This window comes from Kocuria cellulosilytica (assembly GCF_040981245.1).
GTDB classification, from domain to species: domain Bacteria; phylum Actinomycetota; class Actinomycetes; order Actinomycetales; family Micrococcaceae; genus Kocuria; species Kocuria cellulosilytica.
In genome coordinates, this window is the sequence record NZ_JAVFWZ010000004.1 from 111449 (window position 1) to 136339 (window position 24891).

General features: G+C 75.5%; 17 protein-coding genes and 1 tRNA gene. 12 read left to right on the forward strand and 6 right to left on the reverse strand.

Annotated features, from left to right (window positions below):
* Window positions 1-13: 13 nt before the first annotated feature.
* On the forward strand, window positions 14-3502 hold the full coding sequence (locus RCG67_RS08095; RefSeq protein ID WP_368825652.1) for an ATP-dependent helicase: 3489 nt from the start codon (window positions 14-16) through the stop codon (window positions 3500-3502).
* Here the strand turns inward: RCG67_RS08095 and RCG67_RS08100 are convergent.
* The gene (locus tag RCG67_RS08100; RefSeq protein ID WP_368825653.1) at window positions 3478-4818 is read right to left on the reverse strand and encodes a phosphotransferase; all 1341 of its coding nucleotides are present in this window, start codon (window positions 4816-4818) and stop codon (window positions 3478-3480) included. The genes RCG67_RS08095 and RCG67_RS08100 overlap by 25 nt on opposite strands.
* Before the next feature lie 105 nt (window positions 4819-4923).
* Between RCG67_RS08100 and nudC the strand changes: the two genes are divergently transcribed.
* Window positions 4924-6009, forward strand: a complete 1086-nt coding sequence (gene nudC, locus RCG67_RS08105) for an NAD(+) diphosphatase (RefSeq protein WP_368825654.1) — start codon at window positions 4924-4926, stop codon at window positions 6007-6009.
* The gene (locus RCG67_RS08110; RefSeq protein WP_438612651.1) at window positions 6006-7835 is read left to right on the forward strand and encodes an ATP-dependent helicase; all 1830 of its coding nucleotides are present in this window, start codon (window positions 6006-6008) and stop codon (window positions 7833-7835) included. The genes nudC and RCG67_RS08110 overlap by 4 nt, the downstream gene beginning before the upstream one ends.
* Here RCG67_RS08110 and RCG67_RS08115 read toward each other — a convergent pair.
* Window positions 7826-8653: a hypothetical protein gene (locus RCG67_RS08115; protein WP_368825656.1), complete on the reverse strand. Its 828-nt coding sequence runs from the start codon at window positions 8651-8653 to the stop codon at window positions 7826-7828. The two genes, RCG67_RS08110 and RCG67_RS08115, sit on opposite strands and share 10 nt — an antisense overlap.
* Window positions 8654-8814: 161 nt before the next feature.
* Between RCG67_RS08115 and RCG67_RS08120 the strand changes: the two genes are divergently transcribed.
* Entirely contained in the window at window positions 8815-9408 is a 594-nt protein-coding gene (locus RCG67_RS08120; RefSeq protein WP_368825657.1) for a M48 metallopeptidase family protein, read from the forward strand.
* On the opposite strand, the gene RCG67_RS08125 is transcribed toward RCG67_RS08120, so the two are convergent.
* Window positions 9384-10826, reverse strand: coding sequence for a zinc-dependent metalloprotease (locus tag RCG67_RS08125; protein ID WP_368825658.1), 1443 nt, complete (start codon window positions 10824-10826; stop codon window positions 9384-9386). The two genes, RCG67_RS08120 and RCG67_RS08125, sit on opposite strands and share 25 nt — an antisense overlap.
* Before the next feature lie 216 nt (window positions 10827-11042).
* Here RCG67_RS08125 and RCG67_RS08130 point away from each other — a divergent pair, with 216 nt between their 5' ends.
* The 3 genes from RCG67_RS08130 (at window position 11043) to RCG67_RS08140 (ending at window position 15402) form a co-directional block, all read left to right on the forward strand.
* Window positions 11043-12122: a YlbL family protein gene (locus RCG67_RS08130; protein ID WP_368825659.1), complete on the forward strand. Its 1080-nt coding sequence runs from the start codon at window positions 11043-11045 to the stop codon at window positions 12120-12122.
* A gap of 157 nt (window positions 12123-12279) precedes the next feature.
* Complete coding sequence (locus RCG67_RS08135) at window positions 12280-15279, forward strand: UPF0182 family membrane protein (protein WP_368825660.1); 3000 nt, start codon at window positions 12280-12282, stop codon at window positions 15277-15279.
* Window positions 15280-15325: 46 nt separating this feature from the next.
* A tRNA-Met gene (locus tag RCG67_RS08140) sits at window positions 15326-15402 on the forward strand.
* Between the two features lie 122 nt (window positions 15403-15524).
* Here the strand turns inward: RCG67_RS08140 and RCG67_RS08145 are convergent.
* Together RCG67_RS08145 and RCG67_RS08150 are read right to left on the reverse strand one after the other, a co-directional pair.
* The gene (locus RCG67_RS08145; protein WP_368825661.1) at window positions 15525-16268 is read right to left on the reverse strand and encodes a PspA/IM30 family protein; all 744 of its coding nucleotides are present in this window, start codon (window positions 16266-16268) and stop codon (window positions 15525-15527) included.
* Window positions 16269-16410: 142 nt separating this feature from the next.
* Entirely contained in the window at window positions 16411-18480 is a 2070-nt protein-coding gene (locus RCG67_RS08150; RefSeq protein ID WP_368825662.1) for a TPM domain-containing protein, read from the reverse strand.
* Window positions 18481-18750: 270 nt separating this feature from the next.
* Between RCG67_RS08150 and RCG67_RS08155 the strand changes: the two genes are divergently transcribed.
* Window positions 18751-20214: a S1C family serine protease gene (locus RCG67_RS08155; RefSeq protein ID WP_368825663.1), complete on the forward strand. Its 1464-nt coding sequence runs from the start codon at window positions 18751-18753 to the stop codon at window positions 20212-20214.
* Between the two features lie 31 nt (window positions 20215-20245).
* Here the strand turns inward: RCG67_RS08155 and RCG67_RS08160 are convergent, their stop codons facing one another.
* A complete protein-coding gene (locus RCG67_RS08160) occupies window positions 20246-20713 on the reverse strand; it encodes a tRNA (cytidine(34)-2'-O)-methyltransferase (protein WP_368825664.1) in 468 nt (155 codons plus the stop codon).
* Window positions 20714-20771: 58 nt separating this feature from the next.
* On the opposite strand from RCG67_RS08160, the gene RCG67_RS08165 reads away from it, so the two are divergent.
* From RCG67_RS08165 to RCG67_RS08180, 4 genes are all read left to right on the forward strand, one after another.
* Complete coding sequence (locus RCG67_RS08165) at window positions 20772-21977, forward strand: cysteine desulfurase family protein (RefSeq protein ID WP_368825665.1); 1206 nt, start codon at window positions 20772-20774, stop codon at window positions 21975-21977.
* A 113-nt stretch (window positions 21978-22090) separates the two neighbouring features.
* A complete protein-coding gene (gene mnmA, locus RCG67_RS08170; protein ID WP_368825666.1) occupies window positions 22091-23287 on the forward strand; it encodes a tRNA 2-thiouridine(34) synthase MnmA in 1197 nt (398 codons plus the stop codon).
* A gap of 10 nt (window positions 23288-23297) precedes the next feature.
* On the forward strand, window positions 23298-23699 hold the full coding sequence (locus RCG67_RS08175; protein WP_058874791.1) for a chorismate mutase: 402 nt from the start codon (window positions 23298-23300) through the stop codon (window positions 23697-23699).
* Window positions 23696-24754 carry a uroporphyrinogen decarboxylase/cobalamine-independent methonine synthase family protein gene (locus RCG67_RS08180; RefSeq protein WP_368825667.1) on the forward strand — a complete coding sequence of 353 codons (1059 nt, stop codon included), beginning with the start codon at window positions 23696-23698 and terminating at the stop codon, window positions 24752-24754. The genes RCG67_RS08175 and RCG67_RS08180 overlap by 4 nt, the downstream gene beginning before the upstream one ends.
* Window positions 24755-24891: the final 137 nt, after the last annotated feature.

Here is a 24891-nt window from a genome sequence, read left to right on the forward strand (position 1 = left end):
GACGACAGCGACCATGACCGACGCCCCCGGCGACCGCACCCCGCCCGGCACGGCCGAGCACCCCTACGGCGGCGTCGAGCCCCGGTACAGCCCCGAGGAGCTCGCCGAGCTTCTCGGCGGCAACCGGCCCACGGCGCAGCAGTCCGCGGTGATCTCCGCCCCGCTCACGCCCCGGCTGGTCGTCGCGGGCGCGGGCTCGGGCAAGACCGCCACCATGGTCGACCGCGTGGTCTGGCTCGTGGCCAACGGCGTGGTCGCCCCGGACCAGGTCCTCGGCGTGACGTTCACCCGCAAGGCCGCCGGCGAACTGGGGGAGCGCATGCGCTCCCGGCTCGCCCGGCTGCGCGCCCAGGGGCTCGTCGCCCCCGTGGGCGCCGAGGAGGACGACCTCCCGGCCGCGCCCCAGGACCCCACCGTCAGCACCTACCACTCCTACGCCAACACGCTCGTGCGCAACTACGGGCTGCGGATCGGGATCGAGCCGGACACCACGCTGCTGGGCCAGGCCCGGACCTGGCAGATCGCCGCGCAGACCGTGGAGGCCTGGACCGGGGAGCTGCTGGAGACCATGCCCGCGAAGTCGACGATGGTCGGCGCCGTCCTCGACCTCGCCTCGGCGTGCGCGGAGCACCTCGTGGACCCGGCGGACGTGGAGCGCTTCGCGTCGCAGCTGCTCGGCGCGCTGGCCACCACGCCCCCGGGACGCCGGAAGAAGACCCTGGGCGCCCAGCTGAAGAAGGTCGAGGACAACCAGCGCACCGCGTGGGTCCTCGCCGAGCTCGTGGCCGACTTCTCCCGGCGCAAGCACGAGGCCCAGGCCATGGACTTCGGCGACCTGCTCTCCGCGGCGGCCCGGCTGGCGGAGCAGGACCCGGCCGCCCGCCGGACCGAGCGGGAGCGGCACCGGGTGGTGCTGCTCGACGAGTTCCAGGACACCTCGCACGCCCAGCTGCGGCTCTTCGCCGCCCTGTTCGGCCGGGGTCACTCCGTGATGGCCGTGGGCGACCCCCAGCAGTCGATCTACGGCTTCCGCGGGGCGTCCTCCGGGCAGCTGTTCGGCTTCTACGACTCCTTCCCGGTCGCCCCCGGCCAGGACGGGGAGCCCAGCTTCCTCACCACGGCGTGGCGCAACGACGCGAGCATCCTCGACGTCGCCAACACCATCGCCGCGCCCCTGCGGACCCTGCCGCCGTGGGCGCGCAGCCGGTCCTCCCTCGCCGTGCCCGAGCTGACCCCGCGGCCCGGAGCGGGCACCGGGCGGGTGCGGATCAGCCGGTGGGCGACCGACGTCGAGGAGGCCGTCGCGCTCGCGGAGCGGGTCCGGACCTGCCGGGAGCAGCACCGCGGCGAGCCGGAGGACCAGATGCCCACCATGGCGGTGCTCTGCCGCAAGCGCTCCCAGATCGAGCCCGTGCGCCGGGAGCTCGCCGCCCGGGGCATCCCCTACGAGGTCGTGGGCCTGGGCGGGCTGCTCAGCACGCCGGAGGTCTCCGACGTCGTCGCGACCCTCCGGGTGCTGGACGACCCCGGCCGCTCCGACGCCCTCGTGCGGCTGCTCGCGGGCGCCCGCTGGCGGATCGGCACCCGGGACCTCATGGCCCTCGCCGACTGGGCCTCGCACCTGGAACGGCGCCGTACGGAGGCCGCGCGAGCCGGCCGGGCCGAGGACCTCGAGAGCCCGGTGACCGCGGAGGAGACCCAGGAGGACGCCCTCGTCGAGCCCGATCTCTCCGACCACGCGTCGCTGATCGAGGCCCTCGAGACCCTCCCGCGGCCCGACTGGTCCTCCGCGCACGGCCGCCGCCTGTCCGGGACGGCGCGGGAACGCCTGACCAGGCTGCGGGCGGAGCTGGAGCACCTGCGCTCCTTCCTCTCCGACGACCTGCCCAGCCTGCTCCACGAGGTCGAGACGGTCCTCGGCCTCGACGTCGAGGTCGCCGCGCACCCGCACCGCGCCGTCCACCAGGCGCGGCGCAACCTGGACGCCTTCCACGAGGCGGCACAGTCCTTCACCGCGTTCTCCGCGACCAGCGACGTCTCGGCCTTCCTCGCGTGGCTCGACGTCACGCTCGCGGAGGAGAACGGGCTCGAGCCCGGCCCGGACAGCACACGGCACGACGCCGTGCAGCTCGTCACGGTGCACGCCTCCAAGGGCCTCGAGTGGGACCACGTCTACGTCCCGGGCCTCAACGCGGGGAACTTCCCGACCGACAAGCCCTCCCGCTGGACCCTCGACACCGGCACCCTGGCCTGGCCGCTGCGCGGTGACGCCCGATTCCTGCCGCAGTGGGCCGTGGACACGACCGACCTGAAGGCCCTCGAGGAGTCCCACACGGAGTACCTGGAGCTCGCCGCCCAGCACGCCGAGGACGAGGAGCGCCGGCTCGCCTACGTGGCCGTGACCCGGGCCCGGGAGGTGCTGGAACTGTCCTGCACCGCCTTCCGGGGCACGGCCGCGAAGAGCCAGGGGCCCTCCGCGTTCGTCGCGGAGCTGGCGCCGCTGACCGAGGGCCCCGAGCCGTCCGTCCGGCTCGGCCCCTGGGCCGAGGTGCCCGAGGGGGCGCGCAACCCGGCGGCGGCCACCGTGCTGAGCGCTCCGTGGCCGTACGACCCGCTGGAGGGCCCCGAGGTCACCGAGACCGTGACGGACGAGAGCGGGCACAGCTCCGTGCGCGTGAGCCCGCCCCCGCACCTCGGCCGCCGGGCCGTGCTCGAACGGGCCGCACGCGCGGTGCGGGAGCGCGGGTTCGAGGACACCGCGGACCTCGACGTCGAGGACCTGCTCGGCGTCGCGGCCCGGGACGGGCTCGCGCCCGACCCGCGCCGGTGGTCGGAGGAGGCGAAGATCCTGCTGGCCCGGCACGAGGACGCCCGGACGGAGCGGTCCGTCCCCATGCCGTCCCACGTCTCGGCGTCGACCCTCGTGGCGCTCGCGCGCGACCCGCTCGAGGTCGTGTCGGGCCTGCGCCGGCCCATGCCGCGCCGGCCCGGGACCGCGGCGCGGCGGGGCACCACCTTCCACGCCTGGATCGAGCAGTACTACGGCAGCTCGGCGATCTTCGACGCCGGGGAGCTGCCCGGGACCGCCGACGACTACGTCGACGCGGCCTACGACCTCCCCGAGCTCACCGCGACGTTCCGGTCGAGCCCGTGGGCGGACCGGCAGCCGTACGCGGTGGAGTTCCCCCTCGAGACCCCGGTCGCCGGGATCACGGTGCGGGGCAGGGTGGACGCCGTCTTCCGCAACGGCGACGGCACGTGGGAGCTGGTCGACTGGAAGACGGGGCGGGCACCGGCCGGGCGGGAGCTGCGGGAGCGGTCGGCGCAGCTGGCCGTGTACCGGCTCGCGTGGTCCCGGCTGCGGGACGTCCCGCTCGAGGAGGTCACCGCCGCCTTCTACTACGTGGCCGAGGACCAGGTGGTCCGCCCGCACGACCTCGCCGGGGCCGAGGAGCTCGAGGCGGTGGTCCGGGAGGCCTACGACGTGGTGCTGCGACCCTGAGCGGGGCCCTCCGTGCCCTCTCGCCGCGTGCGGCCGGGGAGAGGTCCGGGCGCACCGGCCGGGGCGGGGCCCTCGGGAGCACCCGCCCGGTGGGAGCCCTCGGTGCCGTCCACCGGACGGGGGCTGTCGGGGCCGCTCGCCGGACGAGGGCTGTCGGGGTCGTTCGCCGGACGGGAACCCTGGGGGCCGCCTGCCGGTCGAGGGCTCTCGGGGCCGCTCGCCGGTCGGGACCTCTCGGTGCCTCCGGCCGGCCGGGGGCGCTGGTCCCCGTTCGGCACGGAGGGCTCCGCCGGGTGCTCCGGGGCACCGGCACCCTGTGCCGGGTCCGGGAGCCGGGCGACGTCCTGCTCGAGGGTGGCGAGCATCTGCTCCGCATCGGCCACCAGGTCGTCCGCGCCGCGGTCCACGGCGCGCACCAGCCACTGGGCGAGAGCGAGCTCCGCGTCCAGCCGGGCGCGGTCCAGCAGGTGCGGGTCCGGCTCCCGGTCGGGCGCCTGGAAGGACGTGCGGCGGCAGGCCGCGGCGTAGGCCCCGAGCACGCCCTCGGCGAGGCGGGCGTCGCGTGCCGCGAGGAGCCACGCGAAGTCCTCGGCGGGATCGCCCACGTGCAGATCGGTCCACCCGGTCACCCCGCGCACCCGCCCGCGGGAGATCACGAGGTCGTCCTCCTGCAGGTCGCCGTGGACCACGCGGGGCTCGAACCGCCACACGTCGCGGTCCTCCAGGACCCCTTCCCACCGGTGCAGCAGGGCGGCCGGCACGCGCTGCGTCGCGGCCGCCCGGCGCAGCTCCGCGACCCGGCGCAGCCGGCACTGCTCGGCGGTGTAGCCGGGCAGGTCCGCGTCCAGGACCAGGGCGGGCGGCAGGGCGTGGATCGCGGCCAGCAGCCGCCCGAGCTGCACGGTGAGCGTGGGGGGCGGGTCGGCGCTGGGCACGTGCCGGTGGTGCTCCGGGTCCGGCTCCGCGGCCATGCGGGCCAGCGCGTCGATGTCCAGGGGGGCGCCCTCGATGTGGGAGTGCACGAAGGCGTGCAGGTCGCCGTGGGCCACGGAGCCCGCGGCGGTGGGGACCAGGAAAGGGAGGCGGGACCGGACGGCCGGGGTGAAGGAGCGGAGCACCAGGTGCTCGGTCTCCAGGCGCACGCTCGCCTCGGGACTCAGCGGGGAGCGCACCCGCCAGCGCCGGCCGGCCGCGTCGACCACCACGGCGGACCGGAAGTCGGCGTCGTCGTCGGGGGAGGGTCCCACGGCCACGGGCGCGAGTCCGGGGACGCCTGCGGCGGCGACGGCGGCCAGGTGCTCGAGGGACGTGCTCACGGCGTCCACCCTACAAGAGGCCCGGCGTGGAGGACGGCCGCCGTGCCCGTCCCCACCCGCCCGGGCCGGGGACCCCGGGTCCGGGCGGGTCGCTACAGTGGAGACGTGCCCGCCTCCAGCCTCCCCGAGCCCGTCCCCGGCTCCCGCCCCGTGCCCGCCCCCGAGCGTCTCTCGCCGGCCCGTCTGCCGTTCGCGGCGACGGCCTTCGACCGCGACGCCGTCGACCGCGAGCTCCAGGACGTGCGCGTGCTCGCCGCCCAGGACCCCGCCACGCTCGTGCTCGTGCTCGCCGGCGGGCTCGCCCCCGTCGCCGGCGGCGCCCTCGTCCTGGTGCCCGCGGCCGAGCTCCCCGCCGTGCCCCACGACCCGCGCCGGCCGGAGGTCTACCTGGGCCGGCTGCCCGGTGCCGACGGCGCCCGCGGCCCCCGGGTGCTGCTGCGGGCCGTCGCCGCCCCCGAGCCCGGGGGCGAGGACGCGGCGGCCGAGCCTTTCGCGGTGCCCGAACCGCTCGTGGCGGCCGTCGCCGAGTTCGCCGCCGCCCGGTGCGCGGGGGAGCTGCGCTGGGCCGGCCTGCGCGAGCTGGGCCCGGTGCTCCCGGCGGCGGACACCTCGCTGCTCGTCACCGCCCAGTCCGTGGGCCTGTGGCACCGGGACCACCCCCGGTGCCCCCAGTGCGGGGAGCCCACCGAGGTGATCCGCTCCGGGTGGGCCCGGCAGTGCCGCAACGACGACTCCCTGCACTTCCCGCGCACCGACCCCGCGATCATCGTGGCGGTGAGCGACGGCCACCCCGATCCCGAGCGGGAACGGCTGCTGCTGGGCCGCTCCGCGCTCTGGAAGGGCAACCGGTTCTCGACGCTCGCCGGGTTCGTGGAGCCGGGGGAGTCCCTCGAGCAGGCCGTGGTCCGCGAGGTCGCCGAGGAGGCGGGCCTGACCGTGGGGGACGTGCAGTACCTGGGCTCCCAGCCCTGGCCGTTCCCGCGCTCCCTGATGCTCGGCTGCCGGGCGGTGGTGCGCTCCGGCGCGGCCGTCCCGGACGGCCAGGAGATCCTGGAGCTGCGCTGGTTCACCCGGGCGCAGCTGCGGGACGCGGCACGCACCGGGTCGGTGACCCTCCCTGGACGGGTCTCGATCGCGCACGCGCTCATCGCGCACTGGCTCGGCGAGGACCTGCCGGAGACCGCGTGGTGAGCGCGGGCGAGGCCGCCACGGAGGTGGAGTCGACCCTGGAGGAGCGCATCCTCGCCGGCCTGGACCCCGAGCAGCGGGAGGTCGCGACCACGCTCCGCGGACCCGTGTGCGTGCTCGCGGGCGCCGGCACGGGCAAGACCCGGGCCATCACCCACCGGATCGCCTACGGCATCGCCACGGGGGTCTACACCCCGCAGAAGGTCCTGGCCCTGACCTTCACGGCCCGCGCCGCCAACGAGATGCGCAACCGGCTGCGCGGCCTGGGGGCCGCCGGGGTGCAGACGCGGACGTTCCACGCCGCCGCCCTGCGCCAGTTGCAGTACTTCTGGCCCCAGGCCGTGGGTGGGCCCCTGCCCGGGCTCGTCGAGCACAAGGCGCGGCTGATCACGGAGGCCGCGCAGAACATGCGCCTGTCCACGGACCGTGCGGCCGTGCGGGACCTCGCCGGCGAGATCGAGTGGGCCAAGGTCTCGATGCTGACCCCCGACACCTACCCGGCCCGGGCCGCCGGGCGGGACATGCCCCTGAACTACGACGTGCGCACGGTCCAGCGCCTGTACCAGTCCTACGAGGAGCTCAAGACCGACCGGCACCTCATCGACTTCGAGGACGTCCTGCTGCTCACGGTGGCCGTGCTCGAGGAGGACGAGCGCGTCGCCGCGACCGTGCGCGAGCAGTACCGCCACTTCGTCGTCGACGAGTACCAGGACGTCTCCCCGCTCCAGCAGCGCCTGCTCGACGCCTGGCTCGGGGGCCGGGACGACCTCTGCGTGGTGGGTGACGCCTCCCAGACGATCTACTCCTTCACCGGTGCGACCTCCCGGCACCTGCTCGAGTTCCCGGCCCGGCACCCGCAGGCCCGGGTCATCGAGCTCGTGCGCGACTACCGCTCCACCCCGCAGGTCGTGGAGACGGCCAACCGCCTGCTCGCCGCCCGCCGGCCGGAGCGGGGCGCGACCCCCGGCGCGTGGGCCACCCCGCTGCGCCTCGTGGCCCAGCGCCCGGACGGGCCGCCCCCGTCCTGGAACGAGTACGCGGACGACGAGGCCGAGGCGGCCGGGACCGCGGCGCGCATCCAGGACCTGATCGACGACGGGGTGCCCGCCGCCGAGATCGCCGTGCTGTTCCGCACCAACGGGCAGTCGCAGGCCTTCGAGACCGCCCTCGCGGAGGCGGGCATCGGCTTCCAGCTGCGCGGCACGGAGCGGTTCTTCAACCGCCCGGAGGTCAAGCAGGCCGTGGTCCAGCTGCGCACGGCGGCGCGGGCGGCCGAGGCCACGGACGAGCCGACGCGCCTGGTGCGCGACATTCTCTCCTCCCTGGGCTACTCGGACCGGGCGCCCCGCTCCACGGGGGCGGTGCGCGAACGGTGGGAGTCCCTGGCGGCGCTCGTCTCCCTCGCGGACCGGATGGCGGCGGAGGCCGCGGCCCGCGAGGAGCAGTTCGTCCTGCCCGCGTTCGCCGCGGAGCTCGAGCGGCGCATGGCCCAGCAGGACGCCCCCGTGATGAACGGGGTGACCCTGGCGTCCCTGCACTCGGCCAAGGGCCTGGAGTGGGACGCCGTCTTCCTGGCGGGCCTCAGCGAGGGCCTGATGCCCATCGGCTTCGCCGAGACCGCGGACGAGGTCGACGAGGAGCGCCGGCTGCTCTACGTGGGCATCACGCGGGCCCGGGAGCACCTGGTGCTCTCCTGGACCCTCTCCCGCACCCCGGGCGGCCGGCCCACGCGCCGGGCCTCACGCTTCCTCGACACCCTGCGCGGCACGGACACGGCCCGCGCGCCCCAGCGCCGGGCCCGCCCGCGCGGCGCCCGCGCTCACTCCTGAGCGAGACCGCACAGGCACCGGCTCCGGTCCAGCCGCGGCCGGGACACGGCCTCCGGCCACGGCGGGGCGAAGAGCGCCGCGCGCCGGTCGCCGGCCCGCTCCCCGGCCGGGAGGAGCCGCCCGCGCCCGTCGCACAGCGAGTCCAGGGCCACCCGGAGCACCTCGACGGCCAGGCGGACCGCGACGGCCTCCGCGTGGGCCGGCGCCGCCCACGCGGCGAGGACGGCGTCCGGACCGCGGGGCACCGGGCCGGGCTCCCGGCCGTCGAGCGTGGCCCGCACGCAGTCCGGGCACGGCCGGTGCGCCCAGGGCACGGTGGGCCAGCGCAGCAGGACGCCGCCGGCACGGTGCAGCGACACGAGCGGGTGCCGGGGATCGATCCCCGGCCACGCCTCCGGCTCCTCCGCGCCGGGCACGGCACGGCCGGCCGGGGGAGCGGCCGGGTGCTCGAGGCTGTGCACCACGACGGTGCCCGGCAGCAGGGCACCGGGGAACAGCTCGGGCGCGCTCACCGGCGCGCACCGGGGATCGAGCTCGCGCAGCCTCCGGCGCAGGGCCGCCTCGCGGGGGCGGCCGACGTCCGCGGGCCGGTACGCGCCGGTCCCGAGATCGCCGGTCGTCACGGGCGCGGAGTCGTTGACGTTGAGCCCGAGCACGCCGCAGCGCAGCAGGCGCACGGCCAGCGCCGCCGCGAGACCGTCCAGGCCCAGGAGCAGGACGTGCACCTCGTCCGGGCGGGGGCCCTCGAGGCACGACGCGCGCGGGCCCGGGTCCTGCTGGTGAGCCCGGGACGGGCCGGGGAACGGGGTGGTGGGCACGGGACGCCTTCCGGGACGCGCGGACGGGACGCCCCCACTGTGACCCGCGGCGGGCCCGCGGCGCGCCCGCCGGCGGGCCGTCCACAGTCCACGCCGGCGGACCGTGCACAGTCCACGGGCGGCGTTTCGCGGCCCGCGCCCGTGACGTGTTCAATGGCCCCATGCCCGTACCGTCGCAGCCCGAGGTCGTCGTGCGCCGCTCCGCCCGCCGGCGCAAGACCGTGTCCGCCCACTGGAGCGAGGACACGGTGGTGCTCTCGGTCCCCCAGACGGCCACCCGGCGGGAGATCGAGCACTGGACCCGGGAACTGGTGCCCCGGGTCGTGGAGCGCCGGCGCCGCGAGGCGGCCAAGGGCGCCGACCGGCGCTCCGACGACCGTCTCCTGCAGCGCGCCCAGGAGCTGTCGCGGCGCCACCTCGACGGCCGCGCCCGGCCCTCGGACGTGCGCTGGTCAGGACGGCAGCAGTCCCGGTGGGGCTCCGCGACGCCCGCCACCGGCGTCATCCGGATCTCGGCGCAGCTCCAGGAGGCCCCGGAGTGGGTGCTCGACTTCGTGCTGGTGCACGAGCTCGCGCACCTGCTCGAGGCCGACCACAGCCCCCGGTTCCGGGAGCTGGAGGCCCGGTACCCCCTCGCCGAGAGGGCCAGGGCCTTCCTGGACGGCGCGGCGTGGGCGCACCGGCGCACGGAGGGCGCCGCGGAGGGCGCCGCGGAGGGCGCCGCGGAGGATCAGCGGGAGCCGTCCCCGTCCTGAGGCCCGTCGCCCTCGGGCCGCCCGGGGCCGCCGTCCGCACCGGGAGCACCGTCCGCGCCGGGCCCCTCGTAGCCGCCCGAGAGCAGCCGCTGGAGCGCGGCGTCGACCTCGTCCTCGGACGCGGTGAGCAGCCCGCGGCGCTCGGTGAAGCCCGCGGGGTCGTCCAGGTCCTCGTCGGTGGGCAGCAGCTCCGCCGCGTCCCACAGCCCGTCCCGGTCCTGCACGCCGCGGCGCTCGCCGACGTACTGCCAGAACTCGGCGGCCTCGCGCAGCCGGCGCGGGCGCAGCTCCAGCCCCACGAGGGAGCCGAATGCGTGCTCGGCGGGCCCGCCGGAGGCCCGGCGCCGCCGGACGGTCTCGGACAGGGCCTCGGCGGACGGCAGGTTCGCGGTCGCGGCGACGGTCACCACGTGCACCCAGCCCTCCACGAGGGCGAGCACGGTCTCGAGCCGCTTGAGCGTGACCTCCTGGTCGGGGGTCTGCTGCGGGGCGAAGATCCCGGAGGACAGGGCCTCCTGCATGCTCGACGGGTCCATCGGGTCGATCTCCCGCGCGGCCTCCTCGATGCGGGCCATGTCGATGTGGATCCCCGCGGAGAAGCGCTTGACGAGGTCCAGCACGTGCTGGCGCAGCCACGGGTTCGCCGCGAACAGGCGGACGTGGGCGGCCTCGCGCACGGCGACGTAGAGCATGATCTCCTGCGCCGGGATGTCCAGGCCCTCGCCGAAGTCCCTGATGCTGGCCGGCAGCAGCCCGGACCGGCCCTCCGCGAGCGGCAGCCCGATGTCGGTGGAGCACAGCACCTCGCGGGACAGTCCGCCGATGGCCTGGCCCAGCTGGATCCCGAACAGCATGCCGCCCGCGCCGGCGAGCATGCCTGAGGCCCCGCCCATCATGGCCGAGAGCTCGGGGGGCAGCTGCTGGGTGAGGGCGTCGGTGAGCGCCTTGGTCACGGACTCCGCGACCGGACCCGTCATGTCCTTCCAGGTCTCCTGGGTGGCCTCGATCCACTCCGCGCGGGACCACGCCCGGGGCAGGATCGAGGGCTGGCCGAACTCGGTGTGGTCGGCCAGCCACAGCTCGGCGAGGCGCATCGCGTCCTCCACCGCGCCGCGCTGGGCGGGGGTCACGGAGGGGTCGCCGCCCTCGGCGGCGATCCGCCGGGCGTGGTCGTGGGCGAGCTTCCAGTTGACCGGGCCCTCGGACGCCCCCGCGCCCATCATGGACTGGATCTGCTGGAACATCATGGACATCGCCTGGGGGTCCACCGGCACGCCGGCGCGCTGGAGGTCCTCGGGGCTCATCCCGCTCTGCCCCATGAGACGCTCGAGCATCTCCTGGAAGGGGTCCTTGGGGCCGTCGCCGGAGTCGTCCCCGGGAGTGTTCCCGGGGCGGTCGTGGGGAGGCTGGGGAGTCATGGGTCCACCGTTCTTCGGTCGGGTCGGGGATCGGGCGGCACGGGCACGCCCGACGTCACTGCTCCCAGCGTAGCGAGCACCGGACGGGGCCGACCATGAGCCAACTCCCAGTTCGCTGGAAGCTCAGGGCAGGGTCCCGCGCGATAAGCTGGACCGTCCGGACCGGGCGGCCCCGCGGCCCCCGGTCCTCCCGACGACGACCGCCGAGGACCGCCCGTGACCGCATCCCCCCGCCCGCTCCGAGCCCAGCGCCGCCGAGGCCTCGAGTCCTGGGCGCTGCTGGGGTCCGCGGGGCTGCTGCTGGCCGGGACGGTGCTGCCCGCGCCGTTCGTGATCGAGGCGCCGGGCCCCACGTTCAACACGGTGGGGGAGCACGACGGCCGGCAGCTGCTGGGCGTCTCCGGCGCCCCGACGTATCCGAGCGAGTCCGTCCTGGACCTGACCACGGTCTACGTCACCGGCGGACCCGACAAGAGCGTCAACGTGCTCACCGTCCTCGGGTCCTGGCTTGACCCGTCCGCGTCCGTCGTGCCGGCCGACACCCTCTATCCCCGGGACGTCACCGACGAGGAGGCCGCCCAGTACAGCATGGCGGCGATGAGCACCTCGCAGGAGGACTCGGTCGCGGCGGCGCTGACGCACCTGGGCGAGGACTTCGACACGCGGCTCTCGGTGCAGGGGACCGTGCCGGGCGGCCCGGCGGAGGGGGTGCTCGAGCACGGCGACGTCCTGCGCGGCGTGGACGGTGACCCCGTCACCTCCCTGCCGTCCCTGAAGTCGGCCCTCGACGCGGCGGGAGAGCGGGGCGTCACCCTGCAGGTCGAGCGCTCCGGGTCCCCGCGCGAGGTCGAGGTGGACACCGTGCGCGACGAGGCGTCCGGGAACTGGCAGCTCGGCGTGTACCTCCTGCCCGCCTACGACTTCCCGATCGACGTGGCCTTCGAGCTGGACGAGGTCGGCGGGCCCAGCGCCGGGCTGATGCTCGCCCTGGGGATCGTCGACGAGCTGACCCCGGGGTCGATCGCCGGGGACCGGCACGTGGCCGGCACCGGCACCATCACCCCGGACGGGGAGGTGGGGCCCATCGGTGGCATCCGGCAGAAGCTCGAGGGGGCCGCGGCGGCCGGGGCAGAGGTCTTCCTCGCCCCCGAGGGCAACTGCGCCGAGGCGCAGGGCCACGTCCCGGAGGGCCTGACGGTCGTGTCCGTGCGCACCCTCGACGACGCCGTGGCCGCGGCCGAGGCCGCCGGGGACGGCGGGGACCTCTCGGCGCTGCCGTCGTGCGCGGCCCGATGACGGCCGCCGCGTGCACGATTGCACCCCCGAGAAGCCCGCGGGCAGAATGGACGGGGTGCCCCGGCGACCCGCCGGCGGCGTTCCTCCCCGACGCACCCCGCACCCCACGACTTCACGCACCACACCTGACGAACGACGCCGATTGCAGAGGTAACCAGTGACCGCCGGACCAACAGCCCCCCGACCACCGAGGCAGCAGCCAGCAGGACAGCGGCGGAAACGGGGTGCGCTGTGGCCGACGGTCGTGGTCGTCCTGGTCCTCGTGGCCGCCTTCGTGGGACTGACGCAGCTCTACACGGACGTCCTGTGGTACGACCAGCTGGGCTACCTCAGCGTCTTCGTCACGGAGAACGTCACGAAGATCGTGATCTTCGTGATCGCGGCCGTGCTCGTGGCGGCGCTGATGTTCGCCAGCCTCTTCCTCGCCTACCGGCACCGGCCGATCACGGCCGAGTCCATCGTGGACGACAACCTGCGCCGCTACCAGGAGGCCCTGGAGCCGGTCCGCAAGATCGTCATGGTGGTCGTCCCCGTGCTCTTCGGGCTCTTCGCGGCGAGCACGGCGATGACCCAGTGGGACACGGTGCTGCTGTTCCTCAACCAGGAGCCGTTCGGCCAGGAGGACCCGCAGTTCGGCCTCGACCTCGGCTTCTACGTCTTCACCCTCCCGTTCCTGCGCTTCCTCATCGGCTTCCTCGTCTCGGCGATCCTGCTCGCCGGTGTGGCGGGGATCCTGATGCACTACGTCTACGGCGGCATCCGGATCACCGAGCGGGGGCTCAGCACCACCCGCGCCTCGCGCGTGCACCTGGGGGTGCTGGCCGCGCTGTTCCTGCTGCTCCAGGCCGCGAACTTCTGGCTGGACCGGTACTCCACGCTGCAGTCCTCGTCCGGGTCGTGGACGGGCGCGCTGTACACCGACGTCAACGCCGTGATCCCCACCAAGGCGATCCTCGCGGCGGCCGCCCTGATCGTGGCGATCCTGTTCGTGGTGGCCTCGTTCATCGGCCGCTGGCGGCTGCCGGTCATCGGCACCGCCATGCTGCTCGTGGTCGCGGTGGTGGCCGGCGGGATCTACCCATGGATCGTCCAGCGCTTCCAGGTCACGCCCACGGAGCAGGCGCTGGAGAACCAGTACATCCAGCGCAACATCGACCTCACCCGCTCGGCCTACGGGCTGGACTCGGCCGAGGTCATGCCGTACGACGCCACCACGGAGACCGAGCAGGGCGCCCTGCGCCAGGACACCGAGACGACCTCGAACATCCGCCTGCTGGACCCGAACGTGGTCTCCGCCGCGTTCTCCCAGCTGCAGCAGTTCCGCCCCTACTACCAGTTCCCGGACACCCTCAACGTGGACCGCTACGAGATCGACGGCGAGATCCAGGACACCGTGATCGCCACGCGTGAGCTGAACCCCGACCAGAACCAGGGGTGGTTCAACCAGCACGTGGTCTACACCCACGGCTACGGCGTGGTCGCCGCCTACGGCAACCGGGTCGAGGTCGACGGCAAGCCGCAGTTCATGCAGGCCGGCATCCCGTCCCGGGGCGTGATCTCGGACGACTACGAGCCGCGCATCTACTTCGGGGAGAACTCCCCGATGTACTCCATCGTCGGCGGCGCGGAGGGCGACGAGCCCCTCGAGCTCGACCGCCCGCAGACGGCCGGCGACCAGGAGGGGGACGCCAAGACGACGTTCGCCGGCGACGGCGGGCCCAGCATCGGCAACTTCTTCAACCGCCTGGCCTACTCGATCAAGTTCCAGTCCTCGGACATGCTCCTCTCGGACGCCGTGCGCCCGGAGTCGCAGATCCTCTACGACCGGGACCCGCGCGAGCGCATCGAGAAGGTCGCCCCGTACCTCACCGTCGACGGCGCCCCGTACCCGGCCATCATCGACGGCCAGGTGCAGTGGATCGTGGACGCCTACACCACCTCGGACGCCTACCCGTACTCGACGCCGTCGGTGCTCCAGGAGGCCACCCAGGACACGCAGACCGCCCAGGGGGCGGCGGCGACCCTGCCCCCGGAGCGGGTCAACTACATCCGCAACTCGGTCAAGGCCACGGTCAACGCCTACGACGGCACCGTGAACCTGTACGCGTGGGACGACCAGGACCCGGTGCTGAAGGCGTGGCAGAACGTCTTCCCGAACACGCTCCAGCCGTACTCCGAGATGTCCGCGGAGCTCATGGCGCACGTGCGCTACCCGCAGGACATGTTCAAGGTCCAGCGGGAGCTGCTCAACCGCTACCACGTCACCGACGCGAACAGCTTCTACGCCAGCGACGACGTCTGGTCCGTGCCCAACGACCCGACCCAGGACACCGACGTGGCCCTGCCCCCGTACTACCTCTCGATGCGGATGCCCGGTGAGGACGAGGCCAACTTCTCGCTCACCACCTCCTTCATCCCGCAGCAGTCGGAGACGGGCAACACGCGCAACGTGATGTACGGGTACCTGTCCGCCAACTCCGACGCCGGGACCGGCGAGGACGGGGTCAAGAGCGACGAGTACGGCACGCTGCGCCTGCTCGAGCTGCCGCGGTCCTCCGTGGTGCCCGGACCGGGCCAGGCGCAGAACCTCTTCAACTCGGACACGGACGTCTCGACCGAGCTGAACCTGCTCCGCCAGGGCGCCTCCGAGGTCATCAACGGCAACCTGCTCACCCTGCCGGCGGGCGGCGGCATGCTCTACGTCCAGCCCGTCTACGTCCAGTCCTCGGGCGACGCCGCGTACCCGACGCTGCGGCGCGTGCTCGTCGGCTTCGGCGAGGAGGTGGGCTTCGCGCCCACCCTCGAGGAGGCTCTCGACGAGGTCTTCCAGGGCGACTCCGGCGCCCAGACGTCCTCCGGCGCGGGCGTGGACGACGCCGAGGCCGGGAGCCCCGACGGGGACGGCGAGGGCGGGGCGGGAGCCCCGGCCGGCGGCGGCAGCCTCGAGGACGCCCTCGGCGACGCCAACCAGGCGATCCAGGAGTCCGAGGAGGCCCTGCAGGAGGGCGACTGGACCTCCTACGGGGAGGCCCAGCAGCGGCTCCAGGACGCCATCGAGCGGGCGCTCGAGGCGGACGGCGTCGTCGCGCCCGAGGCCGAGGGGGCCCTGGCCCCCGAGGAACCGGCCGGGGAGCCGGCGGAGCAGCCCGCCGGGTAGCCGATTTGCGGGTCCGCCCCGCGGCACGTATAGTCATACATGTCGCCGCGGGGTGGAGCAGTTCGGTAGCTCGCTGGGCTCATAACCCAGAGGTCGCAAGTTCAAATCTTGCCCCCGCAACCAGAGAAGGCCCCCGGACCACCACGGTCCGGGGGCCTTCGCCGTGCCCGGGCTCCCGGGCCGGAAGGAGCCCCCACGGCCGCGGCCGTGGGGGCTCCGTGCGCGCTCCCGGTGCGGGACTCCCGTCAGACCTCTTCGGAGGAGACGATCCGCTCGGCGTTGCGGGACTTCAGGGCCGCGAGGCGGGCCTCGATCTCCGACTGCTGGCCGAGGGACTCGAGGGACTCGAACTGCGCGTCCAGGGAGGACGCGGCGAGCTCCTGCTGGCCCAGCACGCGGGCCTCCTCGCGCCGGATCTTGTCCTCGAACCGCGACACCTCGCTCGTCGGGTCGAGCACGTCGAAGGCCTTCAGCGCGTCCTGGACCTGCGACTGCGCCTGCACCGTCTTCTGCCGGGCGTTGAGCTCGTCCCGCTTGTTGGACAGCTCCTGCAGCTTGCCCCGCATCCTGTTGAGCCCGTCCTTGAGCTTCTCCACGACCTCGGTCTGGGACTGGATCTGCGGCTCGGCGCCGCGGGCCTCCGTCTCGTACTGGATCTGTCGCTGGAGGGCGACCTTGGCGAGGTTGTCGAACTTCTGGGCCTCGGCGGCCTTGCCGGCCCCGCGGTACTCCTCGGCCCGGTTCGAGGCGGCCAGGGCCTTGTTGCCCCACTCCTGGGCCTCGCGCACGTCCTCCGCGTGGTCCTGCTCGAGCAGGCGCAGGCTGCCGATGGTCTGCGCGACGGCGGCCTCGGCCTCCCGGATGTTCTCGGTGTAGTCGCGCACCATCTGGTCCAGCATGAGCTGCGGGTCCTCGGCGGCGTCGATCATGGCGTTGATGTTGGCCTTCGCGAGCTGGGCGATGCGGCCGAAGATGGACTGCTTGATCATGGTTCCTTCTCTCCTGTGGTGCTTCCCGGGAGGACCTCCCGGGACGGTGGGCGGGACAGGGATCGTGGGGCGGACAGGTGGACGGGTCGGGGAGCGGCGGACCGTGCCGGGGCGGCCGGCGGTCGGCGGCCGGGTTCCGGGGTCAGAAGCTGCCCCCGATGCCGCCGCCGAAGCCGCCCCCGCCGCCGCCGAAGCCGCCCCCGCCGCCGCCGAAGCCGCCGCCGAAGCTGCCGCCGAAGCCGCCGCCCCCGCCGCCGAAACCGCCTCCGCCGCCGTTGAGGATCGAGCCGAGGAGGATGCCTCCCAGCATCGCGCCGCCCAGGCCGCTGTTGGAGCGGCCGCGGTGGCCGCCCATCCCCACGGGCGCGCCGAAACCGCCGTAGGAGAAGGAGTCGACGTCCCGCTGGGCGATGTACTGGGCCTCGCCGGCGAGCCGGACGGCCTCGTTGGCGTAGGTCAGCGCCTCGGAGGGGTCCGACCTCCGGGCCTGCTGGGCGGCCTCGAGGCAGCGCTCGGCCTCCGCGAGGCGGGTGCGCGCCTCGGGGCCGACCCCGCCGCGGCGGGCCCAGATGTACTCGCTCGCCGAGCTCAGCTGGGCCTGCGCGGACACGAGGGTGTGCGCGAGGGTCTCCCGCGCGGAGCGGTCCCGGTCGTTCTGGGAGCGCACCGAGGCGAGCCCCTTGTCGAGCTCGTCCTTGGCCACCGCGAGGCGCCGGCTCAGGCCGAGGGGATCGATCCGTCCCGCGCCCATCTGCTCCTCGACGGTCCGCAGGACGGCACTGACGCCGGCCACCGCGCCCGCGAGCTCCGGGTTGGAGCCGCGCCGGACGAGGGCGTCCGCCTCGGCGACGTCGCGCTGGGCGATGGTCACGGCGTCCTTGAGGGACTCCTCGGCGTGGGCGAGCTCGGTGGCCGCGTGCTCCACGGCGTCGAGCAGCCCGCCGGCCTGTCCCGCCCCCTCCTCGGCGGCGCGGATGTCCAGCACGGCGTCGCTCGTGCGGCCCGCGGCGAGGTCGGTGCGGGCCTCCTCGAGGGCGGTGTCCACGAAGTCGAGCCGGTCCCGGGCCTGGTCGATGTTGTCCCGGACCGGGGCGACGGCCGTCTCGTTGTAGTGGGCGGTCAGCTCCCGCAGCCGGGCGTCGGCCGTGGCGACGCGGGGGCGCACCGCCTCCGCGTGGCGCCGGACGTCCTCGAGGGCCTGCGGGGCGCGGGACTCCAGCCGGCGCAGCGCGCTGAAGGCCTCCTGGTGCTCCTGGAGGGGGCGCTGGGCGTCCTGGGAGCGGGCGATGATCTCGCCGAGCCAGGCCCGCTGCTGCTCCTCGGTGTCCGGGATGTGGTCCTCGAGCTGCTGCTGGAGGGCGAACGAGGCCTGCATGTGCTTCTTGGCGTCCTGGACGGCGCGGCGGAACGGCTCGACCTGCTCGTCCCCGTACTGCAGCTGGGCGAAGGCCAGCTCCTGCTCGGAGTGCTGGATGGCGTTGTCGGTGGCCACGAGGAGCTCGCCGGCCCGCTTGCGGAGCTCCGGCACCGGGACCTCCGGCGGGCGGGCGGGTCCCGCCGGGCCCCGGCCACCGGGCCCGCCGTGCGGGGCGGACTCCTGCTGCCGGCGCTTCTTGTTGCGGGCGGCCATGCCGTAGACGGCGAGCCCGCCCAGGCCGAGCGCTCCGAGGCCGAGCAGGCCGAAGCCCGCGCCGCCGCCGTCGGAGCTGTCCGCGGCCCCGGCGGGGGCGCCGGCGAGCTCCGCCTCGATGCCCTCGACCGCGCCCTCGACCGCGCCGTCCCAGTCGTCGGCCGCGAGCGCCGGCGTGATGTACTGCCGGTTGATGCGCTCCTGCTGCTCGGTGCTCAGGGGCCCGGTCGAGTACGCGGAGAACCGCTGCTGCCGGTCCTCCGTGGCCACGACCAGCACCGCGTCCGAGCTGCCGAGGTCGTTGACCGCGGCGAACTCCTGCAGCCACGCGTCGGGGTCCGAGGGGTCGGTGAAGGAGTCGACGAACACCGCGGTCAGGGTGATGCCCTCCTGGGTGGCGAGCTCGCGCACGTCGGCGGCCAGCGCCGAGGGGTCCTCCAGGACCCCGGCCTCGTCGACGATCCGCTCGCCCGGGGGCACGTCCACGGGCGGCTGGGCGGCGGCCGCCCCGGCGGGCGCGAGCAGGGCGAGCGTCAGACCGCAGCCGGCGACGGTCCGGCGGGCAATGGGGCGCCAGTGCATGATCTCCCTCACGTGGTCGGTGCTCCCGATTCTAGGACGGGGGCGCCCCGGCGGGCGGAACGGCACCGGGCCTACGCGCAGGGCGAAACCGGAAGGCGGCTGATGACCTCCCGGCGGGCACGGGGCGCACCCACGGCCGGCGTCCGGGAAGCGGTCAGTGCTCTCAGCGTCGTCTCAGTGCGGACATGGATACTGGGGAGCAGAGCCGCCCGCGCCGCCCCGTCCGCTCCGGGGCCGCCGGGCCCGTCCGTTCCCAGGAGGAGACCGCCCATGTCCGAGCCCCGCGACCCCCGTTCCGGTGCCGACCCGCAGCTCACCCAGCCCCTGCCCCCGGTCACCGGCCGCCCGGCCCACGACCCGTGGGCCGGGGCCGAGCAGGACGCGCCCCCGGTCTACGGGGCGCGCGACGGGCGGGACGCCGGTCCCTTCCCGGGCGCGTGGCAGGGCGCCGGGGACCCCTCCGGCCGGCAGCCGTGGGGGAACGCCGGCGGCAACGGCGACGGTGGTCGGGACGGCCGGCGGCGCCGCTTCTCGGGGGGCTCACTGGTCACGGGCATGGTCCTGGCCGCGCTGGTCGGGGCGGGGGCGGCCGTGGGGACGGACGCCCTCCTGGACGACGGCGGCACGGTGCCGGCCGCGGGCGGGTCGACGACCAGCTCGATCATCGTCAACGACCAGGACGAGGTGAACGCGGTGACCGCGGCCGCGGTGAAGGCCTCCCCGTCCGTGGTCACGATCTCCGCGTCCGGCGGCGGCCAGAACGGCTCCGGCTCCGGGGTGATCATCGACGACGTGGGGCACGTCCTCACCAACACGCACGTGGTGACCCTCGACGGCACCACGAGCAGCCCCGCCATCGAGGTGCAGCTCGACGACGGCCGGGTGCTGCCGGCCGAGGTGGTCGGCACCGACCCGCTGTCCGACCTCGCGGTCCTCAAGGTCGACGCCCCGGGGCTGACCCCGGCCACCCTGGGCTCCCTGGACGACGTGAACGTGGGCGACACGGCCATCGCCATCGGGGCGCCGCTGGGCCTCGCGGGCACGGTCACCGACGGGATCGTCTCCACCCTCGACCGCACCATCACGGTGGCCTCCTCCGCCGCGCCGAACACACCGCCCGAGGGGGAGAGCGAGGAGCGCGGCAACGGCAACGACTTCTTCTTCGACCTCCCCGACGAGAACGGCGGCCCCGGCGGCCGCTCCCAGGGCTCCTCGCCGTCGGTGTACCTCAACGTGATCCAGACCGACGCCGCCATCAACCCCGGCAACTCGGGCGGGCCGCTGATCGGCACGGACGGCGAGGTCATCGGGATCAACGTGGCCATCGCCTCGGCCGGCTCCGGCACGGAGGCCGGCAACATCGGCGTGGGCTTCTCGATCCCGGTGGACACCGCGAAGCGGGTGGCCGAGGAGATCATCAACAACGGCCGGGCCACGCACGGCTACCTCGGCACCAGCGTGAGCCCCGCTCCGGGCGGGGGCGGCCGGAGCCAGGCCTTCTCCGACGGCGCCGCGGTGCAGCAGGTCGTGCCCGGCTCACCGGCCGACGACGCCGGGCTGGAGGTGGACGACGTCATCACACGGTTCAACGGCCACCGCATCCAGGACGCGAGCTCCCTGACGGCGGCCGTGCGCGAGCTGCCCGCCGGGGGCACCGGGTCGATGACGTTCGTGCGGGACGGCGAGGAGCGCACGGTCGAGGTGACGGTCGGGGACGCCGCCGATCAGCGGTGAGCGGCCCGGGCGCGGGCCCCGGCCCGGCCGCTCAGCCGGCGGCGCCCGCGAAGCCCAGCTGGCGCCAGGCCTCGTAGACGGCGATGGACGCCGAGTTCGCCAGGTTCAGCGACCGGCGGGCCGGCAGCATGGGGATGCGGACCCGCGCGGTGACGTGCGGGTCCGTCTTCACCGCCGCGGGCAGGCCCACCGACTCGGGCCCGAACAGCAGCACGTCGCCGGGACGGTAGGCCACGTCGGTGTGCGCCAGCTCCCCGTCCGTGGTGAAGGCGAACACCCGCTCCGGGGCCAGGGCCGCCCACGCGGCCTCCAGGTCCGGGTGGACGGTCAGCACGGCGAGGTCGTGGTAGTCGAGGCCGGCCCGGCGCAGGTGCGCGGAGCCGAAGTCGAAGCCCAGGGGCTCCACCAGGTGCAGCTCGGCCCCGGTGACCGCGGCCAGACGGATCGCGTTGCCGGTGTTGCCCGGGATTTCGGGGGTGTGGAAGAGGATGCGGAGCATGCCCGCCAGTCTACGGACGCCGGCCCGGCGACCGTCCCGGCGTCCTAGACTGGACGGCGTGCCGCACCGTCCCGTCTACCTCGACCACGCCGCCACCGCGCCCCTCCGGTCCTCCGCGCTCGCCGCGGTCACCGAGCAGCTGGCCCGCGGCGGCAATCCCTCCTCGCTGCACCGGGCCGGGCGGTCGGCGCGCACGGTCGTCGAGCAGGCCCGCGACGACGTCGCCGCGGCCCTCGGCGCGGACCCCGTCGAGGTGATCTTCACCTCCGGGGGCACCGAGGCCGACAACCTGGCCGTGCAGGGCCTGTACCGGCACCGCCGGGCGGCCGACCCGCGGCGCCGGCGGATCCTCGTCTCCTCGGTGGAGCACGCCGCGGTCGCCGAGACCGTGGAGTGGCTGGCCGAGCACGAGGGCGCCGAGCCCGTGCTCCTCCCCGTCGACGCCGCCGGCCGGGTGGATCCGGCCGCGGTGCGCGAGGAGCTGGCCCGGGACCCCGGCGCCGCCGCGCTGCTGACCGTGATGTGGGCGAACAACGAGGTGGGCACCGTCCAGCCCGTCGCCGAGCTCGCCGCGCTCGCCGAGGAGTTCGGGGTCCCCTTCCACTGCGACGCCGTGCAGGCCTTCGGCTCCCTGCCCGTCGACGCGCACCTGCCCGGGCTCACCACGCTGGCCGTCTCGGCCCACAAGCTGGGCGGTCCCGTGGGCGCCGGGGCCCTCGTGGCCGGGCGCACCGTGGGGCTGGCACCCGTCCAGCACGGGGGCGGCCAGGAGCGCACGGTGCGCTCGGGCACCCTCGACGCCGCCGCGCTCGCCGGGTTCGGCGTGGCGGCGCGGGAGGCCGCCGCGGAGCGGCAGGCCGAGGCGGAGCGGCTCGCCGGGCTGCGCGACCGGCTGGTGGCGGGCGTGCGCCGGATCGTGCCGGACGCCGTCCTGCGCGGGCCCGAGGACCCGGAGCACGCGGGGACCCGGCTGCCCGGCAACGCCCACTTCACCTTCCCCGGCTGCGAGGGCGACTCCCTGCTGTTCCTGCTGGACGCCGCCGGGATCGCCTCCTCCACCGGCTCGGCGTGCCACGCGGGGGTGCCCCGCGCATCGTCCGTGCTGCTGGCCATGGGCCTGGACGAGGCCACCGCGCGCGGCGCGCAGCGCTTCAGCCTGGGCCGCACCAGCACCGCCGCCGACGTCGACGCCCTGCTCGCCGCCCTGCCCGAGGTGCACCGGCGGGCGCTGCTCGCCGGGCTCTCCGGGGCGGCACCGGCCTGAGCCCGGCCCGCCGGGGACCGGGGAGGCCCGCCCGCCGCCGCGGGGAATACCGGCCCGCCGCGCCCCGTTGACGACACGGACCCCGAACCCCGACCCCTGGAGACGATCTCACCGTGCGAGTACTGGCAGCCATGAGCGGCGGCGTCGACTCGGCCGTGGCGGCGGCCCGCGCCGTCGACGCCGGCCACGACGTGACGGGCGTCCACCTCGCGCTCTCCCGCACGCCCGGGACCCTGCGCACCGGCTCCCGGGGCTGCTGCACGATCGAGGACTCCCGGGACGCGTGGCGCGCCGCCGACGTCCTCGGCATCCCGTACTACGTGTGGGACTTCTCCGAGCGGTTCCAGGCCGACGTCGTCGACGACTTCGTGGCGGAGTACGCGGCCGGGCGCACGCCCAACCCGTGCCTGCGCTGCAACGAGAAGATCAAGTTCGCGGCCCTCCTGGAGAAGGCCCTCGCCCTCGGCTTCGACGCGGTGTGCACCGGCCACTACGCGAAGGTGGTCGAGGACCCCGACGGCCGCCGGGAGCTGCACCGCGCCGCGGACTGGGCGAAGGACCAGTCCTACGTCCTCGGCGTGCTCACCGCCGAGCAGCTCGAGCACGTGCTGCTCCCGCTGGCCGAGACCCCGTCCAAGGCCGAGGTGCGGGCCGAGGCGGCCCGCCGCGGGCTGTCCGTGGCGAGCAAGCCCGACTCCCACGACATCTGCTTCATCCCCGACGGCGACACCCGCGGCTGGCTCGCGGAGCGGATCGAGATGACCGAGGGCGAGATCAAGGACGTGGCGGGCCACGTGGTCGGCACCCACCCCGGCGCCAACGCGTTCACCGTGGGCCAGCGCAAGGGCCTCCGGATCGGCACCCCGGCCCCCGACGGCAAGCCGCGCTTCGTCCTGGAGATCCGGCCGAGGACCAACGAGGTCGTCGTGGGCCCCCAGGAGATGCTGGCGGTCGACGAGCTGCGCGGGATCCGCCCCTCCTGGGCCGGGGCGCCCGTGCCCGAGGCCGCGCCGCTGCTGCGCCCCGGGACCGCGGCCGGGACGGCGTCGGCCCCGTTCCCCGTCCTCGCCCAGGTCCGGGCGCACGGGGACCCCGTCCCGGCGCGGGCCCGCCTCGAGCTCGTCGAGGGGCCCGGCGGGGACCCGGTGCCGGAGCTCGTGGTCCGCCTCGAGGAGCCGATGCGCGGCGTGGCCCCCGGCCAGTCGGTCGTGCTCTACCAGGGCACCCGGGTCCTCGGCCAGGCCACGGTGGACCGCGCCCACTCGCTGGCCCGCCCCGACGTCGTCGGCCGGGCCGATCCCGCCCGATAGACTGGCCGGCATGAGCGCACCGCACCCCCACGCCTCCGCCGACGTCCGGGCCCACCAGGACTTCGACGCCCACGCGTCCTCGCTGCAGGGCCGGGCCGACCCCCGCGTGCTCGCCGAGCTGCGGTCCATCCGCGGCACCATCGACAACATCGACGCGGCGCTGGTGCACCTGCTCGCCGAGCGGTTCAAGGCCACCCAGCGCGTCGGCGTCCTCAAGGCCACCCACGGCCTGCCCGCCGGCGACCCGGACCGCGAGTCGGCCCAGATCGAGCGTCTCCGGGCGCTCGCGGCCTCCGCGCAGCTCGACCCCGAGTTCGCGGAGAAGTTCCTGAACTTCATCATCAGCGAGGTCATCCGCCACCACGTGGCCCTCTCCGAGGACCACCGGCGGGAGGACGACGACCCCTCGTGACGCAGCACGCCACAGCCCCCTCCCGGCGCACCGACCCCGACGTCCCCGGCGTCGTGGGCACGGCCCTCGGCGCGATGCCGGGCACGGACGTCGTCGAGTCCGTCACGCTGCTGCGCGGGGAGCTCGGGGCGCCCCACATCTCCTTCCTGCCCCTCCTGCCGGCCCGGGGCGCGGCCGCCGATCCCGTCGCCCGCACGGCCGCGGTGCTCGACGGGCTCCACGCGGACCGGCAGCCGCACGGGCTGCGCGTGTCCGGGGTCCCCGGCAAGGACTCCCGGGCGGCCCGGGCGCTGCTGGCCGGGGACGTCAACGTGCTCGCCGACGTGATCGGCGCCGAGAGCGGTCCCGACGACGCACCGGTCAAGACACAGCTGGTCGGCCCGCTCAGCCTGGCCGCCCGGCTCCACCTGCACGCGGGGGAGCGGGCGCTCAAGGACCACGGCGCCCGCCGCGACCTCGCGGACTCCCTGGCCTCGGGCGTGCTCGAGCACGTCCGGGCCGTGCGTGCCGCGGCCCCCGGCCGGGACGTCCTCGTCCAGCTGGACGAGCCCGAGCTCGCCCGGGTGCTCGCGGGCAGCCTGCCGACGATGAGCGGCTACCGGACCCTGCGGGCGGTCCCCGCGGCGGAGGCGCGGACGTCGCTGACGGCCGTGGTCGAGGCCTGCCGGGAGGCCGGCGCCGCCGCCGTCGCCCTGCGGCTGCCCCCCGGGACCGATCCCCGGCTGGCCCGGGAGACCGGAGCGGACGCCGTGCACGTGCCGGCCCCCGCCGGCACGGCGCACGAGTGGGAGCCGCTCGCCGCGCTCGTCGAGGAGGGCCTGCAGCTGTGGCTCGGGCTCGTCCCCGTGCCCCCGGGCCGGACCGGGGCCCGGGCCCTGGCGACGGACGTGTGGTCCGTGTGGCGGGACCTCGGCCTGCCGGCCGCCGCCCTCGACCGGGTCCGGATCACCCCGCGCGAGGAGCTCGACGCGCTGGGTCCCGCCGAGCTGCGCGACGTCCTCGCCCGGGTCACCGGGACCGCCGCGGCGCTGGCCCGGACCGCCGCCGAGGCCTGAGCCCGTCCACCGGCCGGGCCGACACACTCCGCGCCGAGGTGCGGGGCGGGCCGCGATCGGCCACAATGCAGGTGGACCCCGGTCCACCACCACGCCCCGGACGTCCGGGCCACGGAGGTCCCCGCCCCCTGCGGGGC